The organism is Photobacterium halotolerans DSM 18316 (assembly GCF_000425165.1).
Classification (GTDB): domain Bacteria; phylum Pseudomonadota; class Gammaproteobacteria; order Enterobacterales; family Vibrionaceae; genus Photobacterium; species Photobacterium halotolerans.
In genome coordinates this window covers 164,971-184,139 of record NZ_KE384319.1, presented here as the reverse complement: position 1 = coordinate 184,139, position 19,169 = coordinate 164,971, and the positions used below count along the sequence as shown (strand labels likewise).

Annotated in this window: 11 protein-coding genes; 1 reads left to right on the top strand and 10 read right to left on the bottom strand. The window is 47.4% G+C overall.

Annotated features, from left to right (window positions below):
* Nucleotides 1–8 precede the first annotated feature (8 nt).
* The 6 genes from rlmKL to pepN form a co-directional block, all read right to left on the bottom strand.
* The gene (rlmKL, locus tag H511_RS0110225; protein WP_027252203.1) at nucleotides 9–2,153 is read right to left on the bottom strand and encodes a bifunctional 23S rRNA (guanine(2069)-N(7))-methyltransferase RlmK/23S rRNA (guanine(2445)-N(2))-methyltransferase RlmL; all 2,145 of its coding nucleotides are present in this window, start codon (nucleotides 2,151–2,153) and stop codon (nucleotides 9–11) included.
* Nucleotides 2,154–3,282: 1,129 nt separating this feature from the next.
* Nucleotides 3,283–3,822 (bottom strand): cell division protein ZapC, encoded by a 540-nt coding sequence (locus tag H511_RS0110220; protein WP_027252202.1) that lies wholly within the window; start codon nucleotides 3,820–3,822, stop codon nucleotides 3,283–3,285.
* Nucleotides 3,823–4,070: 248 nt separating this feature from the next.
* Nucleotides 4,071–5,090, bottom strand: coding sequence for a quinone-dependent dihydroorotate dehydrogenase (pyrD, locus tag H511_RS0110215; protein WP_027252201.1), 1,020 nt, complete (start codon nucleotides 5,088–5,090; stop codon nucleotides 4,071–4,073).
* Between the two features lie 44 nt (nucleotides 5,091–5,134).
* On the bottom strand, nucleotides 5,135–9,964 hold the full coding sequence (locus H511_RS0110210; protein WP_027252200.1) for an NAD-glutamate dehydrogenase: 4,830 nt from the start codon (nucleotides 9,962–9,964) through the stop codon (nucleotides 5,135–5,137).
* 420 nt (nucleotides 9,965–10,384) lie between these two features.
* The gene (locus H511_RS0110205; RefSeq protein ID WP_027252199.1) at nucleotides 10,385–10,606 is read right to left on the bottom strand and encodes a DUF2835 domain-containing protein; all 222 of its coding nucleotides are present in this window, start codon (nucleotides 10,604–10,606) and stop codon (nucleotides 10,385–10,387) included.
* A gap of 85 nt (nucleotides 10,607–10,691) precedes the next feature.
* Nucleotides 10,692–13,316, bottom strand: coding sequence for an aminopeptidase N (pepN, locus tag H511_RS0110200; RefSeq protein WP_027252198.1), 2,625 nt, complete (start codon nucleotides 13,314–13,316; stop codon nucleotides 10,692–10,694).
* A gap of 419 nt (nucleotides 13,317–13,735) precedes the next feature.
* Between pepN and pncB the strand changes: the two genes are divergently transcribed.
* Nucleotides 13,736–14,932 carry a nicotinate phosphoribosyltransferase gene (gene pncB / locus H511_RS0110195; RefSeq protein WP_027252197.1) on the top strand — a complete coding sequence of 399 codons (1,197 nt, stop codon included), beginning with the start codon at nucleotides 13,736–13,738 and terminating at the stop codon, nucleotides 14,930–14,932.
* Between the two features lie 97 nt (nucleotides 14,933–15,029).
* Here the strand turns inward: pncB and H511_RS0110190 are convergent, their stop codons facing one another.
* The 4 genes from H511_RS0110190 to H511_RS0110175 all read right to left on the bottom strand — a co-directional run bounded on the left by H511_RS0110190 (nucleotide 15,030) and on the right by H511_RS0110175 (nucleotide 19,151).
* The gene (locus H511_RS0110190; protein ID WP_027252196.1) at nucleotides 15,030–15,695 is read right to left on the bottom strand and encodes a lipocalin family protein; all 666 of its coding nucleotides are present in this window, start codon (nucleotides 15,693–15,695) and stop codon (nucleotides 15,030–15,032) included.
* 227 nt (nucleotides 15,696–15,922) lie between these two features.
* Nucleotides 15,923–17,926, bottom strand: coding sequence for a carboxy terminal-processing peptidase (gene prc / locus H511_RS0110185; RefSeq protein WP_027252195.1), 2,004 nt, complete (start codon nucleotides 17,924–17,926; stop codon nucleotides 15,923–15,925).
* Nucleotides 17,927–17,943: 17 nt separating this feature from the next.
* Entirely contained in the window at nucleotides 17,944–18,582 is a 639-nt protein-coding gene (proQ, locus tag H511_RS0110180) for an RNA chaperone ProQ (protein ID WP_027252194.1), read from the bottom strand.
* Between the two features lie 110 nt (nucleotides 18,583–18,692).
* A complete protein-coding gene (locus H511_RS0110175) occupies nucleotides 18,693–19,151 on the bottom strand; it encodes a GAF domain-containing protein (protein ID WP_027252193.1) in 459 nt (152 codons plus the stop codon).
* Nucleotides 19,152–19,169 lie beyond the last annotated feature (18 nt).

Below are 19,169 nucleotides of genomic sequence, written 5' to 3'. Positions count from 1 at the left end.
TCAGCGACTCAAACATCGCCTTCCTTATGGGTAATAATCCAGCAGTTATGAATTTGCTTATTACGGGCAAAATCCATCGGCAGTGTTTCAGAAGAAATGTTCTTCGCCACCAGCCCCAAATCTGCTAATGCCGCTTCATCCATCTTGAAGTGGCGTTTATTATTTGAAAACACAATCTCTCCCCCCTTGCGCAGCATTCGCTTCAGGTTCTCCATCAGCATGATGTGGTCACGCTGCACATCAAAACTCTGTTTCATGCGCTTAGAGTTAGAGAAAGTTGGCGGATCAATGAAGATCAAATCAAAGGTGTCATCCACTTCCTGCAGCCATTGCAGGCAGTCCGCCTGAACATATTCATGCTGGCGGCCGACCTGACCATTCAAGGCCATATTTTCCTGTGCCCAACGCAGATAGGTATTTGACATATCAACCGTTGTTGTGGATTTCGCGCCACCGCAAGCAGCATGTACCGTTGCCGAGCCAGTGTACGCAAACAGATTGAGGAAATCTTTGCCTTTTGACATTTCGCCAAGACGACGACGGGTAATTTTATGATCCAGAAACAGCCCGGTGTCGAGATAATCAAACAGGTTAACCTGCAGCTTTACACCGTATTCGTTGACCGTCATATAACGCGATGCGTTAGACAGCTTCTGATACTGGCTTTTACCTTTCTGGCGCTCTCGCACCTTCAACACCACTTTATCGCTATCAACGCCCGTCACCTGAATCGTGGCACGCATAATATCCATCAATCGACGGCGGGCCGTTTCCTCAGGTACGGATTTAGGTGCTGCGTACTCCTGAATCACCACATAGTCGGCATACTTGTCGATCGCGGCATTGTAGTCAGGCAAATCAGCATCGTAGACACGATAGCAATCCAACGCTTCTTTCTTTGCCCATTTATCCAGTTTCGACAGGTTTTTCTTCAGGCGATTCGCAAAATCCGGTGCAACCAGCGTTTCTTCAAGTTGCCCTTCTTTCGCACCTTCTACCTGCTTAACACCACCGGCTGTGATCTGATAGGTCTTGAGCACACAATCTAATGCGCCGTTGCGCAGCTTAAACTGCTTATCGGCCCGCATACGCATACAGCTCAGTAACTCATTCGACGAGGAGAAGATCGACGCCACTGAACCGGCAAAGGCCAGCTTGAGACGATTTCCTAGCTCGGTGTAAAGCGCAATCAGCTCCGGCGTGGTGCCCAGGCGCTCACCATAAGGGGGGTTACACAAAATTACACCGGTCTCAAAACCGTTAGGACGAACCAATTGGGTGGCATCCCCGTATTCGAAATCAATCAACTCACTTACACCGGCGCGGCCTGCGTTATCTCTGGCCACACTCAAAATGCGCCTGTCCATTTCGCGGCCAAAGAAAGGTGTTGTGACGTTAGCCACACCCCGGCGAGCTTTCACAGAGGCTTCGGCATGAATCTCTTGCCAGGCATCCTGGTCAAAATCATTCAAGACTTCAAATCCCCAGCGCTTGCGTTTTAATCCCGGCGCAATTTCCGCGGCGATCATGGCAGCTTCAATCAATAATGTCCCTGAGCCACACATTGGATCTAACAATGGCTTCTCTGGCGTCCAGCCACTTTTCATCACCAAAGCCGCAGCGTGAGTCTCGCGCAATGGTGCTTTACCCGCTTCAGTACGATACCCGCGCTGGTGAAGGCCACTCCCCGCCATATCCAAACCCACAATGGCTTTATCGTTCGACAAACGCACGTGGATACGTAAATCAGGTCGTTCACGGTCAATTGTCGGACGAGGCTGATTTCCCTTGGTAAACCGGTCAACAATGGCATCCTTAACTTTCATCGCGCCATACTGGCTGTTACGGATTTCACGGTTAGTACCGTTGAAGTCGACCACAATACGGGTACGGGAACTGAAATACTGCTCCCAGCTGATCGCTGTCGCGCCGAGATACAGATCCAGATCGTTCCTGACGTTGAATTCACTTAATACCTGGACGATACGTGATGCAACACGAGTCCATAAACAGCAACGATAAGCCGTATTCTGATCAGCGGAAAAGCGAACGCCGGCATGCACAACTTTTACTTGTGCAGCACCTAGTTGAGTCAGTTCATCGGCCAGAAGATTTTCCAGACCACGGGAAGTAATAGCGAGATATTGATTCATGGGTTTCTTTTCAAACAAATGTTGCCCGCGATTATACCTGAATTCACAGATATGCGCCTGTATCAGCTATGCCGGCCAGTCATTTTTTCTGCACTGTTCGAGTATAAATCAAGCTAACAATCGCAGTTTGCCACTTCATAGACGGTTTATCTTTGCAATCCGCCACCAGCCAAGACAGCAAAACAGATAAACGCATACTTTTCAGAATGTCTCACCCAGGCAAATAGTTTCCCACAGGAAACAAACCTGACCTAACTGCTTGAATACAATCCATAAGACGGATTAAGCAAGCACTTACCTTTATGCTTGTCCATTGTCTCCTCATGGAAACGATAAATTCAAACCCATACAAATCAACAACTTAAAAAACAGGCAGTAATCAAAGCGACAACGTGATTACTGAAAATGCAACTGCCAAACACAAGCAAGTATGTGAGCATTCGCTATCTCCACATCTATGTATATACAATAACCTCTCGCTGCACCAATCGCTCCAGGTGCAACTCTTTCCTGTCAGGAAACTTAATATAATGTGCTTATCCTCATTTGTAATGGGCTTTCACAAATGAGGAAAACAGGGAAATATCTACTCGCAGAAACGATAATTTACCGGAAAATAGTGGTGTTTTTTTGTCCAAAAAAAAGGCAGACAACAACAAAAAAGTACCTATTTTTACTGATTTTTTGCATCAGGATGACGTTATGTCGCTCAATACCCGTATAGATATTCATCAAATGACGCACTGATGGCTAATATCACCACGGCAGTTGATGTACCAGGAACCGTTAAAAAGACAAAAACGGCGATAGCAGATAGCAGATAGCAGATAGCAGATAGCAGATAGCAAAGCATGGTGTCCTCTGTGGCGAACAGGGACTGAGAAAACACCCTGATTAAGCCAAGGCCAGATCTGGGTGCGAGAAACGGTATGAGATAAAACACATGTGTTTAGATAAGAAGAGAATATGGGGACTTGCGCAGAGAATCGATCAGTGACACAGACAGCTAAATCCGGTCACGTAAAGCAGCTGATTAACCAGGCATGATACTTTTGGGGGACAGTAGAAATGAACTTTTAAAACTTATCGGGGGTAAATCGTTGTTAAATATGGCTTTCCATGACAACGATTAGCCCACCAGCGCCAAACCCAGCTCTGTGTCTAAGTGGACGGCCTGCATTCTGTCGTTCATTACTTTGATAATGCCGCAGAATTCCATTTCTTTCCCTGACGTCAGAACATGAGGTTCCACATCTGCCAGCATGCACAGGCTCGCACAACCGCTGTTTTCAATTACCAGATAACGGGCAGCGCCGAAATCGGTATCCAGCCCGATGATCTCGCCGTTATGAGGTGTATAACCCCCCTCTTGCTGGGAAAAAAACCAGCTTTTAGGCATCATGGGTTTATGAAAACGACTGGCAGCGACAGCATTTAAGGCCAGTTCGACCTTACGCGGAGCAGACAAATCCAGCACAGAAATACTTTCGAGATATGTTTGATAGGTACTTGCATCATCAACCGTGAACTCGCATCGATTAAAGGCGCAAGCAATAAGGTGTTTACTCGGAATTGAAACGCGGAAAACCATCTCTTCGCCCAGGTCGAGCATTAAAGAGTCATTCTTCTGGTCGTAATACCACGTCCATGAATTATTTGGTTTTAACACGATAGGCTCCAATGTCAGTGTCTTAACTGTGATCAAAGCAAGCAAATTAAGTACATAAAAGGAATTGTACTAAGTAAGTGATAAAATAAAAGGGGAAAAAATTTGTAAGATCATAGTGTTAAGCTATGTAATTTTGACAAAATACCGCTTTTCACCGATGTTGGAACAAAAAAACGCCCACATAAAGTGGGCGTTGTTTGTATGACGGCAGATTTACAAACGCGAACGTTTAGTGACAGCGTCACTCATTATCGTAAATCACAATTGAGCACGATATCTTTAACCAGTTTAGGACCATGATAGATAAAGCCTGAATAGACCTGGACCAAACTGGCGCCGGCTAGCAGCTTCTCTCTTGCAGCAATGGCTGAATCAATGCCACCTACCCCAATAATAGGGATTTGTCCCTTTAGCTCATGATTAAGCATACGGATGACTTCCGTGCTTCTGTGCTGCAGCGGACGCCCACTCAAGCCACCGGCCTCATCACAATGCGGCATTCCCTGTACCAGAGTACGATCCAGGGTCGTATTCGTCCCTATCACACCGTCAACCTCATTGCGGATCAAGGAATCGGCAATTTGGATCAGCTCGTGATCTTCGAGATCAGGCGCGATCTTCAGCGTAAGCGGCACATATCGGCCAAACTTCTCAGCCAACGATTTTTGCCTGCTCTTCAATTGTGCCAGCAAATCATCCAATGCCTCACCGTACTGAAGATTACGCAGCCCTGGGGTATTCGGTGATGAGATATTCACAACGATATAACCAGCATGCTCGTAGACTTTATCCATACAAACCAGATAGTCGTCTACCCCTTTCTCCAGCGGTGTATCTTTGTTTTTACCGATGTTGATACCGATAATTCCGTCAAACGTGGCTTTCTTTACATTTTCTACCAGTTGGTCAACGCCATTATTGTTGAAACCAAAGCGGTTGATAATACCTTCCGCAGGCTTTACCCGAAAAAGTCTGGGTTTGTCATTTCCCGGCTGAGGTTTAGGCGTCACAGTGCCGACTTCAACGAATCCGAAGCCCATTGCGCCAAAGGCGTCAATACATTCGCCATTTTTATCCAGACCGGCGGCCAGACCAACAGGGTTTTTAAACTTGAGTCCCATGACTTCAACAGGACGATCAGGGAGGTTTTGACGGTAAAAAATATCGAGAGGTGTACCGGTGAAGCGAGAAAAGTTCTTGATAGCCAAATCATGCGCTTTTTCAGGATCAAGCTGAAACATGGCCGAACGCGCGAGGCGGTAAATCATTATACCTCCTTAAAAAAAGCCCCGTATAAACGGGGCTAGATTATTCACTGATTTGGTTTGCAATTCAAATTTAATAACACCAATTCACGCATTGCAACGGAGAATTTTGCAAATTCATGGGCTGTACCCACCTTGAATTCAGCAAGTACGCTTTCCCAGCGTTGAATGGCGGAGTGATGATGCTCAATCCACATCTCAATCAGCGTTTCAGGTTTTTCACTGCCCTTGCCTGCTCCGATAACCGCAGATGTGAGCTGACGTTGCTGCCAATCCAGATCTTCACGGAAAGAAGCACGAGCCAGTGCCTGCCAATGGTTTTCAACCGGCTGATTATGAACCTGTTGCAGGAACCAGTGCAGCGACAACTGTGCACCAAGTACAAAGTAGACACGAGCAATAAAACCAACATCTTTGTTCAGCTCTTTCGCACTCTGCGCAATATCCATGGCTGAGTACAGGCTGCTCAGACGGGCAATATTATGCGCAAGCTGTGCCGGGACGCCTTCATTGATCATGCTGTTCGCCTGATCATCATGCTCCTGCACCTCTTCAGCCACCAGGTACTTCTCCAGGTTATCGCGCAGATTGTTCAGCGTTGGCTGATAGAACGCAATTTGCTCTTCAATACCCATCTTGCGATCGCGGTTACGCAAGAACCAGCGAGTGATGCGGCGTAACATACGACGACAGCGATACATCATCTCGTACTGGATATGTGCAGGAACCTTATTGTCCAGTTCGCGAATTTGCTCAAAGAACTGCTCAAAGCCAAACACATCACGACCAACAGTGTATGCAGACGAAATTTCCGCCACTGTCGAACCTGTCTCTTCCTGCAAACGGGTGACAAAGTTACAACCCATCTCGTTAGACATCTGGTTGGCCAGCGATGTGGCAATCAACTCTCCTTTCAGAGGGTGATTTTCCATCTGTGTACGATACTTTTCCTGCAGTGCTTTCGGGAAGTATGCCGGCAGCAGACGGTTGTGATAAGGATCTTCAGTGATCTCTTCTGTAACCAGCTCTTCTTTCAGTACCATCTTGCCGTAAGCTACCAGTACCGCCAGCTCCGGACGTGTCAGACCAATACCGTCTTTCTCGCGCTCTGCCAGTGTATCGTCATCAGGAAGGTACTCCAGGCCGCGGTCCAGCTTGCCTTCTTTTTCCAGATGATGGATGAAGCGGATCTGCTCTTTCAGAAGCTGTACGCTTTGATGCTGAGTCACAGAAATAGACTCACTTTGGGTGTATGCATCGTCCAGTACGATATCGCCCACTTCATCTTCCATCTGCTCAAGCAGAAGGTTGCGTTGCTTGTATGTCAGATCACCCGCAGCCACCAGACCATTGAGCAGGATCTTAATGTTAACTTCGTTATCAGAACAGTCTACACCGCCCACGTTGTCAATAAAGTCAGTGTTAACCCGTCCGCCATTGATTGCAAACTCAACACGACCCAGCTGAGTCATACCCAGGTTACCACCTTCACCAACGATCTTGGCACGCAGCTCACCGCCATTAACACGCAGACCATCGTTAGCACGGTCGCCAACATCGGTATGTGTTTCACTGGCAGCCTTAACATAAGTACCGATACCGCCGTTCCACAGCAGATCCACTTCCATTGTCAGGATCAGTTTGATCACTTCGTTTGGCGTCAGGCTCTGCTTACGTGTGCCTAAGAGTTTCTGAATTTGTGGCGACAGCTTAATAGACTTGCTGCGGCGTGAGAAAATACCGCCGCCTTCAGAGATCAGGCTGGCATCGTAATCTTCCCAGCTTGAGCGAGGGAGATGGAACAGGCGGTTACGCTCTTCCCAGCTCGATGCTGAATCCGGATTGGGATCCAGGAAGATGTGCATGTGGTTAAATGCAGCAACCAAACGTGTATGTTTAGACAATAACATACCGTTACCGAACACATCGCCGGCCATGTCACCAATACCAACACAGGTGAAATCTGTTGTCTGGCAGTCAATACCCAATTCGCGGAAGTGGCGCTTAACAGACTCCCAGCCACCTTTAGCTGTGATACCCATTTTCTTGTGGTCGTAACCGTTAGAGCCGCCAGAAGCAAAAGCATCACCCAGCCAGAAATTGTAATCCGCTGATACCGAGTTAGCCAGATCAGAGAAAGTCGCAGTGCCTTTATCGGCAGCAACAACCAGATACGGGTCATCCTCATCATGACGGACAACATTGCTTGGATAAACAATCTCGCCTTCAATGATGTTATCAGTCACATCCAGCAGTGCGCGAATGAAGCGCTTGTAACAACGCTGACCTTCAGCCAGGATTTCCTCACGGGTTGTCATTTGTGGCTGACGCTTACAAACGAATCCGCCTTTTGCACCCACAGGTACGATAACGGTGTTCTTCACCTGTTGTGCTTTAACCAGACCCAGAATTTCGGTACGGAAATCTTCCTGACGATCTGACCAACGCAAACCACCGCGGGCCACCTTGCCACCACGCAGGTGAACCCCTTCAATATCTGGCGCGTAAACGAAGATCTCAAAGAAAGGTACAGGTGCCGGAATTTCCGAGATTTCAGACGGACGCAGTTTCAGCGACAGCCATGGTTTAGGCTGGCCTTGTTCATCAGTCTGATAGTAGTTGGTACGCTGGGTAGCCAGAATCATTTCCATATAACGACGGATAATACGGTCGTCATCCAGACTTTCGACTTCTTCCAGCTTTTCATTCATCTTAGTGATCAGTGCTTCTTCAGCTTTCGCGCTGAACTTAGTCGCAGGATCAAAACGCAAGGCAAACAGATCCACCAGATCACGTGCCAAATCAGCGTGATTCGCCAGCGTATCTTCAATATATTGCTGACTGAACGGGAAACCAACCTGGCGCATATAACGGGCATAACTGCGGACAATAGTAATTTCCCGGCCGGTCAGCTCGGCACAAAACAGAAGGCGGTTAAAGCCGTCACTTTCCAGCTCACTGTGCCAGATAGCAGCAAAGGCTTCCTGGAAACGATCCCGCGCATCGCTCAGATCAATCTCGTTGCAACCATTGACCAGCATCGCAAAGTCGAGGATCCAAAATACGGTTCCGTTCGCCGTAACGATCTCGTATGGCGACTCTCCGATCACACGCAAGCCAAGGTTTTCCAGCATTGGCATCACATCGGACAGATGGATTGGCTCATCACGGTGGTAAAGTTTCAGCTTCACAAAACGTGAATCTGTTGCCACTTCCTGCGGACGGTAGAACAGCATGCCCAGCTTGTTGTCTTCGCTCAGGCTTTCCAGCAGCTCAATATCTGCAACCGCAGAGCCTGGCAGCATTTGCTCTTTATAAGAACGCGGGAAGGCGCGCGCATAGTTTTTCGCCAGAGGGGTTCCCTGATTTTCACCGAAATTTGAGATCAGTGAATCAATTAAACGATCTTCCCAGGAAGCAGCCGCTTCGACCAGATTACGTTCGATCGCTTTTACATCTACATCAAAGTTATTGTTATCTACACGCACAATATAATGAGTTCTCGCTAGTGGGCTCTCTGAGAAGAAAGTGGTGAAATCCACATTTTGTTTAGAGCCAAAATACTCTTGGAAAATTTTCTGAGTCTTAACACGCAGTTCGGTATTATAACGCTCACGGGTGACATAAACCATGCAAGAGAAGAAGCGACCGAAAGGATCACGGCGAACAAACAGACGCAGAAGATCACGATCCTGCATTCTCACCACACCGCTGGCCACATCCTGCATTTCTTTTTCACTGGCCTGAATCAGCTCATCACGCGGATAGGTTTCCAGAATGTTATTCATCGCCTTCCACGAGTGTGAATCTTCTGAATAGCCACTGCTTTGAAGAATGCGTATCACTTTATTGCGGATCAACGGAATATTCATCGCTGTCTGATGGTAAGCCGTTGCAGCATACAGGCCGGTGAAACGGTGCTCGCCGATCACATTGCCGTCTTTATCCAGACGTTTAATACCTATGTAATCAATGTAAGCAGGACGGTGAATCTTCGACTTACCGTTGCTCTTGGTCAGAATCAGCAGATTTGGCTTTCTCGCTTCAACTCGCGCTGATTCAGGCAGGTCAGACAACATGAGTGAACGGGCTTTACCCGGCTTGCTCAGGAGGCCCAGGCCTTTTTCGGCACAGGGACGCAGTTCAAAATCACCTTCAACAGGCACCAGATCGTACTGGTGATAACCCATAAAGGTAAAATTATGGCGTGTCACCCACTCCAGAAACTCAATCGCTTCCTCACGGTGGCTCTTTTCTACCGGTAACTTGGCAGATTTAAGTTCTTGCGCAATCTCCAGCATTTTGCTCTGCATTGCCTGCCAGTCATTCACGACCAGCTCGATATCTTGCAATACTTGCTCAAGCTCGGTTTTCAAAGCATCCATTTCTTCTTTGCTGGATAACCGATCGACTTCAATGTGGAATAAAGTTTGCAGATCGCCGGATTCTCCACATGCTTCAATGATCACCCCTTGATCATCGCGCTTGAAGAAATACGGGCCATTGAACATCAAATGACTGGTGATGCCCAGACGGTTTAATGTCATGCGGACTGAGTCGACCAGAAAAGGATGATCCGGCATCACAATCTCCACTACCGTGTGGGTTGACTGCCAGCCATATCGACTCAATGTCGGGTTATAAACACGAACAGAAATTTGGTCAGGTTTGTTTTGCACTAGATGGTGCCAGAGGCTAAGTACTGCACCATACAAATCAGATTCATTCCGTTGAAGCAGATCATCATCTGCCAGTTGTCCTAACAATCGCTGAGCAAACACTTCGACTAATGACTGCTGAGGGGATTCTATCTTGTCCTGGATTAAGCCATACACTTTTTCAAGCAGTACCGGCACTATTGTGTCAGGTGCGGTCATAGCAGATGCTCCATCGTTATTACTTTTATCAATCTAGTATAGGGTTTTATAACGACGCCTTGAGTTCAGCGCTAAAAAACGTCTCTCTGGCGAGGTATTGTTGACTCGACAGCTATTGTAGGGGGTTTTGTTGCCAAATGGTTACGTTAATTACTCTGGTTTTTGAAGAAAAAATCGAATATGTGACTAAGGTAGATGTTTTGATTGGCAGGCTGCCAGCAGGCAAAAATTCCAATGCGATAACTTGCTGTTACACGCACTTTCTGGTCTAACCATCTAAAAATATAAACTTTTTTCTAGTCGCGAAACTAATCAAAATCTCAGGCAAGTGAATATCGAATACTTTATTCGCAACAGATAAAAAAACCAGTTTCGCATAATTATGTAGGACATTTGTTAATATCCGACTAAAGACAGGTTTTAAGCGATTTTCTCCAACTTTTCAAAACGGTTTTCCGCGCTGACAACAACCCGAAAACGCCCTTTAATACCTAACTGACTGAGGAAAGGCCGAAGTCTGACGGCCGGAAGCTGCAACCGGAGGCCCTCATCGGTGTGAACCAGCACTGAGCTGGCAGCCCCCGAGTAATGCTGCAGGTAGGTGTGATAGGGAATGTTGACTGAAAAGGTGTATCTCTTCATGCAAACAAGCCTGCTTGATCGGATAAAATTGGTCGAATAAAAAGAAAGGCTCCCGGAGGAGCCTTCTGATTAAAACAGACTTGCTTTATTGTTCAAGTGCTTTTTCCACTTTCTCAAACAAATCTCTCGCCAGATTGTCCAAACCGGCCAGTTTCTCCAGCTCGGCACGCATCAGTGCCTGGCGTTCCTCATCATACAGACGGTACTTGAGGAAAGGCTCAATCAGGCGTGAAGCCAGCTGCGGGTTCGACGTATTCAGGGCAGTCAGTATCTCAGTCAGGAAACGATAGCCACTGCCGTCTTTGGCGTGGAACCGAACCGGATTATTGGCGCAGAAACTCGCTACCAGGCTGCGTGTACGGTTCGGGTTCTTCAGACTAAACGCTGGGTGTTGCATAGTGTCACGCACATTATCCAGAGCGTTTGCCGCCGGATTCTTGCCCTGAAGAATAAACCATTTGTCCATGACCAGTCCGTCATGGCTCCACTTGTCGCTGAAATCTGCCATCTGCGATTCACGGCAGGCCAGTTGTGCTTCATTAGCTGCTGACATGGCCGCCATAGTGTCTGTCATGTTGTCGGCCGTTTCATACTGAGCTGACACCAGTTTTTCACCCTGCTCTGTCAATGCCAGATAAGCGAGGCAGCGATTACGCAACGCACGTTTGGCTATCGCGCCATGCTCAATACTGTAACTGGCCTGCTTCAGTGAGTGATAAATGGCAGTCAGTTCATCTTCCAGCTCTGTCGCCAGAAGTTTTTCGAGCTGTCCGAGCACAGCATGTATTGCATCAACATCAACAACGTCATACCAGCCTGCCACTTCATTCTCGCCGGGCAGAGTCAGCATTTCAGCAATAAAGGCCGGATCGAGTTTTTCGTCCAGTAATGCCCCGCGGAATGCATCCACCACGTTTTCAGGGAAAACCACTGCTTTCCCCGTTTGTACCGCGGCCACATTACTGCGAATATATTTGGCCAGCAGCATCTGACCGGCATCCCAGCGCGCAAACTCATTACGTGCATGGGTCATCAGGAATACCAGCTCCTGGTCACTGTAATCGTACTCCAGGACAACCGGCGCTGAGAATTCACGTAACATGGAAATCACAGGCCGCTCATTCACCTGATCAAACTCAAAAGTCTGCTCAGACTCAGTGACATCCAGTACATGATGCACTTTCTCTCCATTACACTGTAACTCAATAACCTGGCCTTTACTGTCATAGAGTTCGATATCAAACGGAATATGCAGTGGCTGTTTCTCTTTTTGCCCGGCTGTAGGGGGCGTATGTTGTTTTACCGTGACAAGGTAACGTTTTGTGCCGGCATCATATTCAGTGCTGACTTTTACAATCGGCGTGCCCGACTGGCTGTACCATAAACGGAACTGACTCAGGTCAACACCCGAAGCCTCTTCCATCGCCAGCACAAAGTCGTCACATGTCGCTGCTGTTCCGTCATGACGTTCAACATACAGTTTCATACCCGCCTGAAAACCTGCTTCGCCCAGCAGCGTATGCATCATCCGGATCACTTCACTGCCCTTCTCATAAACGGTCAGGGTGTAGAAGTTATTCATCTCAATGACTTTTTCCGGTCGGATCGGATGCGACATCGGACCGCGGTCCTCGGCAAACTGTGGCCCACGCATAACACGGACGTTGTTGATTCGGTTTACCGGCCGAGAGCCCAGATCCGATGAAAACTCCTGATCCCGGAATACAGTCAAGCCTTCTTTCAGGCTGAGCTGGAACCAGTCCCGGCATGTAATGCGGTTACCGGTCCAATTGTGGAAGTACTCATGACCAATAACCGCCTCAATGCCCAGATAATCCGTATCCGTGGCAGTGGCCGGATTCGCCAGTACGTATTTGGAGTTAAAGATATTCAGGCCTTTGTTTTCCATCGCCCCCATGTTGAAGAAATCAACGGCAACGACCATATAGATATCCAGGTCATATTCCAGACCAAACCGCTCTTCATCCCATTTCATGGAGTTGATGAGTGATTGCATGGCGTGTTCCGCGCGATCCAGATTGCCCTTATCGACAAAGATTTCCAGCGCAACGTCACGACCGCTGACTGTTTTATAATTATCACGCAACACATCAAAGTCACCGGCAACCAGGGCAAACAGGTAGCAAGGCTTTGGATACGGATCCTGCCACTGAACCCAATGACGGCCATTTTCCAGCTCACCGCTTGCCACTTTATTACCATTGCTCAGCAGATACGGGAAGCTGGCTTTATCGGCGATCACTTTGGTGGTGAAACGGGCAAGTACATCCGGGCGGTCCTGATAAAACGTAATACGCCGAAAACCTTCCGCCTCGCACTGGGTACAGAAGCCGCCACCAGATTTATACAGGCCTTCAAGCGCGGTGTTTGCTTCCGGGTTAATCTCCGTTTCAATGGTGAGTTCAAACTCCTCAGGCAATTGATGAATCAGCAGGCCATCGGCCGTTTCTTCATAGTGCTGCCAGGTTTCACCATTGATTTCCAGCCGACGCAGAACCAAATCATCACCGTCTAATTCCAGTGACGTCGCACCTTCAGTTTGTTGCTTCACTTTACTGACAGCAACAACGCGGGTCGCCGTGTCTTGCAGATCAAACACCAGATCAATATCGGTAATCGTAAAATCGGGTGCGGTATAGTCAGCGCGGTACTTAGCAGTGGGTTGAGCGGCATTCGGTTGATCGGCCATAAAGTCCTTCCTTCATCATCCATATTGGCAGTTGCCACAATACAACGAACAAGATTCGATCTTTTCAATCGATGAAACATTGTTTGCGGAACTGAAAAATTTGCATACCCCACTTCAGGTTATGATAGCGGGTATGGAGCAGGTAAAGTCAGCGTGCAGCATGTGCCATAAACACGCCGTATAGGTAAGACAAGAATTCTTGAAATCGCATCAACTATACTTTATGTGAATACGTATAATTGGTCGCCAATAATCTTTACACTGTGTTAAGACAAAATGTTAGCAGATAGCACTTGAGGTGAAAATCTTATCTTTACCTATTGTTACCTGTGTCGCGTCGCGTAACAATGACACTGTCGTACCACCTCCTTTACCCCAGTACATTGATTTTAGCCTCTTAACAGGAATGACTCTGCAATATGAACCACACTATGCAACCTTGGATCATTGATTCACTGCTTGATACCGATGCGTATAAACTCCACATGCAGCAAGCGATTTTTCATCTTTACCCAGATGTGAACGCTGCCGCCGAGTTTCGTTGTCGCAGTGGCGAAGATCTCAGGCCTTACCTGGCTGAAATCAAAAGACAAGTCGCTCACCTGGGTGAGCTGCGTTTTAGCACAGAAGAAATTGACTACTTAGCCACACTGCCATTCTTCCAGCATGACTACCTGGACTATTTAAGCCAGTTTCACCTCGACCCCGCGCAGGTGATCATAGGTGAAAGCGATGAACAGCTCACTATACGTATCGAAGGAAAATGGCTGGATATCATCTTGTGGGAAGTGCCTTTGCTTGCCATTGTCTGCGAAATTCGCTGTCGTCATCGCTATGCTGATGTCTCACCTCAAGATGCGATTGATCAACTCAAACACAAACTGACCCATTTTCACACGATGGCAGCCGAGACAGACATCAGCGAATTTTCTCTGGTCGATTTCGGCACCCGGCGTCGTTTTTCTAAAGACGTACACTACGCCATTGTCGATTATCTGACAGCACATTTCCCTCAGTTTGGCGGAACTTCAAACTACCATCTGGCCCGAACTCGCCAGCTAACCCCTTTTGGTACCCAGGCACATGAATGGTTCCAGGCACACCAGCAACTGGCCGGTGAACTGGCTGACTCTCAGCAGTTAGCATTGAATCGCTGGCTGCAGGAATACCCGGACTCATTAGGCATCGCCTTAACCGACTGTATTAACATGGATGCATTTTTGCGGGATTTCGATCTGCGTCTTTCGAAACGCTTCAGTGGTCTTCGTCATGACAGCGGCGACCCGATTGCATGGGGTGAAAAAGCCATTGCGCATTATCAGTCGCTGGGTATTGATCCGAAAAGCAAAACACTGGTGTTTTCCGACAGTCTGACGTTAGAGCGTGCACTGGAGATATATCAGCACTTCTGTCAGCGCGCCCAAATCAGTTTTGGCATAGGTACGAATATGACGTGTGACTTGCCAGATGTTGAGACCTTAAATATTGTGCTGAAACTGACCGAATGCGAAGGCCGGCCAGTTGCCAAAATTTCAGATGAACCCGGAAAAAGCATCTGCCAGGATGAAGAGTACCTGGGTCAGCTCCGTGAAGCCTTCAAGCTGGCCAATGACTGAATTGATGAACAGTTATGCTGCAAACAAAAAGTATGCTGCAGACAAAAAGAGAGGCGAAAGCCTCTCTTTGCGTTACATTTTACAGATAGATAAGGTGTTATTGACGCTGCATCACAGCTTCCATACCAAACTGTTTATTTGTCAGGGTTAAGGTATTGTCTCCGCCCAGCTTAAAATGGCTGTCGTGCTGACCATCTTCGTAAATCAGCACAATCCTGTCATCTTCCAGATAGTAGATGCCCTTATGCTCTTTACGCGTCCCGTCTTTTCCTATCACCTGAGCAGAAAATAAGAAATCCGGACGCAGCGACAGCTTCAGCTCTGACACACTGTTATCTACGTCCTTACCGCCTATCGCGGAAGAACGCCACTGACCCGGTAAATTTTCAGGCGCCAGCTTAGTAAAACGCGCACCATCTAAAAGAAACTGGTTGTAACTCAACACATATTCATGCTGCTGGGAGGGCTGATTAACAGAGTTCATGGTCAGGGTCGTTTCATCAATATCATAGTTGCCGTCCCACTCGTCAATCAGTCCGTCGGTTCGCAGCAGGCGCACTTTAAAATGATAAGACGAATTGAACTTAATATTCATAGCACGGTAGTTGATTCCCTCACTCTCCACCCCTTCCTCGGTAGTACTGAACCAGTACCAGTCTCCAAGCAGTAGTGGATAATCGAATTCAGTCAGCTCATCGGCTGCTGCAGTATTGCTCCATGTAAAAACACTGAGGACAAATGACAAAAGAACGGCTCGCAGCATGATAGTACCCCTAAGAAGTATCAGCCCCTTCTATCAAATTAGCCCTCATTGGAATATCCCGCGCGTGAATATGATACTTGTCATAAGTATTCAACCGCTTGTTTCAACTATGAGACATGGCCGGACATGAACATCAGCCTGGTTCAGAATGTAACTAAAGCACTGTTATAAAAGAAAAACGGCGCAGAATGCGCCGTTTTTTGTAGGGTCATTAAATCTTAATCACTTCAGCTTTGCTCTTCCCGAACTAAATCAGCCGTGATCGCGACAGCCTCATCCAGATAAGCATCAGGCGCCTCATAGTCTTTAGGCACATCTTTCAATGCAATGAAAGGCTTTTCACCTAACGATTTCTGACGTGCATTCAAGCGCTCCAAACGCTCTTTCTCATCCAGATCCTGCTCAGACCGACGCTTGCTCTCGTTCAGAGACAAGGCGTTTTTATCTTTCTCAGCGTTATACTTGGCGATGTCATCGAAAATAAAGCCAAACTCCATATCGCTCTTGATACGCTGCTCGTGTTGAGCACGTAACGAAGGCAACAGCGGAGAGAAGTCATACAACTTCTGGTAACTCGCAGGTTTGATACTATCCCACGGCAGAGCATTATCTTCTACACTTTCGCCCGTATCCGCAGGGTCAATGGCAGTAGGGAAACTGATATCCGGTACAACACCCAGATTCTGCGTACTGCCGCCGTTTATGCGGTAGAACTTCTGAATCGTGTACTGAACATGACCTAGCGGTTTATCGAACAGATCATAGATATGATTCAGAGAACGGTGCTGCTGGACTGTGCCCTTACCAAATGACTGCTCACCGATAATAACGGCACGACCGTAGTCTTGCATGGCCGCGGCAAAAATCTCAGATGCAGACGCACTGTAACGGTTGATCAGCACAGTTAACGGGCTATCAAAGTAAACGCGATCATCAGAATCACCATTCACTTTCACACGGCCGTAACTGTCACGCACCTGAACCACCGGGCCACTGTTAATAAACAGACCGGTTAATGCCGTCGCTTCCGTTAACGCCCCGCCGCCGTTGTTACGCAAGTCGATAACAATGCCATCAACCTGTTGCTGATTTAATTTCGCCAGCTCTTTCTTGGTATCTTCCGAAAGACCGACATAGAAGCTCGGGATCTCAAGGACACCAATTTTGCGGCCTTTGTAAGTTTCTACCGATGACTTGGCAGCCCTGTCTTCAAGACGGATCTTATCCCGGACGATGGTGACACTGTAGCTTTTGGCATTGACTCCCTCAGGAAGAATCTCCAGGCTAACCTTGCTGCCTTTCGGCCCTTTGATCAGCTGTACCACATCATCCAGTCGCCAGCCCACCACATCGACCATTTCTTTACCGTCCTGAGCGACACCGATAATACGGTCGCCTGCAGACAGTTTTTTAGAATTGGATGCCGGGCCACCAGCAACTAAAGAACGAATAACAGTGAATTCATCATCCACCTGAAGCACAGCACCAATCCCTTCCAGAGACAGGTTCATCTCTGACTGGAACTGTTCAGCGCTGCGAGGAGAGAGATAACTGGTATGAGGATCAACTTCACGCGCAAATGCATTCATATAAAGCTGAAACACATCTTCGCTGTGACTTTGAGTAAGGCGCTTCAAGGCGTTGTTGTAACGTTTACCCAAGGTTTCCTGGATGTCTTTCCACTCTTTGCCTGCCAGCTTAAGATTCAGCTCATCCGATTTGACACGTTCGCGCCAAATTTCATTCAGCTCAGCCCTGTCTTTCGGCCATGGCATTTCTGAGCGATCAACCACTATGTCTTCGTTGACATTGAAAGACATAGGTTTGTCCAGCAGGGTCAGCGCATATTGGTAACGATCAAACCGGCGCTTCAATACCGTATTAAAGATATCGTAAGCTGCTGTTGTTTCGCCTCTTTTTAACTGGTCATCAAGCTGATATTTCCACTGTTCGAACTGTCTGATATCAGATTGAGTGAGGAAGCTTTTGTTGAAGTCCAGCATTTCCAGATAACGATCGAAAATGTTGGCAGAAAATTGATCATCAAGTGAGAACTGGCGATAGTGAGATCGGGTAAACCGTGAGGCTACACGCTTACTGGCGGTCGCATGCTGTTTTTCTGGAGACAAAACAGGCAATTCACTTTGTGTATGTGTGGCTTCCAAGGCCTGAGCTGATGCTGCCAGCACAATACCGGCAGCAATCAGTGAGAAACGGAATCGACATTTCATACGTCGAGCATTCTCCTTTATGAACGCAGGTGCTCCGCTTTCACAACCATGGTCAGGCCATTAGTCAGACGGACACGCACATCGTCCTTATTAATTTCTACAATGGTTGCCGGCATGTTGCCATTGCCCATATTGACACTGACATCCTTACCCACTGTCACTTCATCGGCAGACAAAGCACGTGTTGTTTCTACCGGCTTCTTATCTAGCTTAGACGTTTTTTGCTTAACGTTTCTAGGTCTAGGTGATTTTTCCCGCACTTTCTTTGGCTTAGCATCACCTTCGGCAACCGCTTTAGCCACGGCCTGCTCTTTGCGACGGGCACGTACTTTCGCTTTACTTTCTTCCAACGCCTTTTGCGCGTGATCAACATGTTCCTGTTCTAACACACCACACTCATTGCCATCAAGGTCAATACGGCTAGCGCCTGCTTTAACACCATGAAGATAACGCCAAGAAGAAGTGTACTGACGAAGTGCTGCTCGCAGCTGAGTTTTACTGACTTTAGGATCATCACTCAGTCGTTCAGCGAGGTCTTGGAAGATACCAATTTTTAATGGTTTAGCTTCACCTTCAACAGTAAAACAATTCGGGAATTGCTCTGCAATATAGGCAATCACTTCTTTACTGTTCGTTAACTTTTCAGAGTTTTCCATGGACTTTCCTGACAAAGCGAGAGTACCTCGCTGTTAGTGCTTTTAAATAAAACCAATAAGTGCGGGCTATTATAATTACCTGATATTGAAAAACCACCGAAAGCATGCAATTAGAGCTTAATTTGTAGTTCCTCAATGAATGCAACCAGCCCGTCTTCATCTTCCTGGTCAAATCTTGACAGACTTGGACTATCAATATCCAATACGCCGTACAACTGCCCCTTCACTGAGAATGGAATCACGATCTCAGAATTGCTGGCTGCATCACAGGCTATGTGTCCCTCAAATTGATGGACGTCACCGACTCGCTGAACTTTGTTTTCTGAGATGGCCGTGCCACAAACACCGCGGCCGACAGGTATGCGGACACAGGCAGGTTTACCCTGAAATGGACCCAACACCAACTGGTCATCTTTCAGCAGGTAAAAACCGACCCAGTTAATATCCTCTAACTCCATGTTCAGTAACGCACTAATATTAGAAATATTAGCAATTACATCGGGTTCACCGTCAACGATTGCCACAGCCTGTTGGGTTAAACGGCGGTAGAATGCAGATTTATTTTCCATGGCTTACTCCATATATAG

Coding starts and splice junctions, on each gene's coding strand:
- rlmKL (WP_027252203.1), bottom strand. CDS start 2,153: ATGAATCAATATCTCGCTATTACTTCCCGTGGTCTGGAAAATCTTCTG.
- pepN (WP_027252198.1), bottom strand. CDS start 13,316: ATGGCCGATCAACCGAATGCCGCTCAACCCACTGCTAAGTACCGCGCT.
- pyrD (WP_027252201.1), bottom strand. CDS start 5,090: ATGATTTACCGCCTCGCGCGTTCGGCCATGTTTCAGCTTGATCCTGAA.
- H511_RS0110175 (WP_027252193.1), bottom strand. CDS start 19,151: ATGGAAAATAAATCTGCATTCTACCGCCGTTTAACCCAACAGGCTGTG.
- prc (WP_027252195.1), bottom strand. CDS start 17,926: ATGAAATGTCGATTCCGTTTCTCACTGATTGCTGCCGGTATTGTGCTG.
- H511_RS0110190 (WP_027252196.1), bottom strand. CDS start 15,695: ATGCTGCGAGCCGTTCTTTTGTCATTTGTCCTCAGTGTTTTTACATGG.
- proQ (WP_027252194.1), bottom strand. CDS start 18,582: ATGGAAAACTCTGAAAAGTTAACGAACAGTAAAGAAGTGATTGCCTAT.
- H511_RS0110210 (WP_027252200.1), bottom strand. CDS start 9,964: ATGACCGCACCTGACACAATAGTGCCGGTACTGCTTGAAAAAGTGTAT.
- pncB (WP_027252197.1), top strand. CDS start 13,736: ATGAACCACACTATGCAACCTTGGATCATTGATTCACTGCTTGATACC.
- H511_RS0110205 (WP_027252199.1), bottom strand. CDS start 10,606: ATGAAGAGATACACCTTTTCAGTCAACATTCCCTATCACACCTACCTG.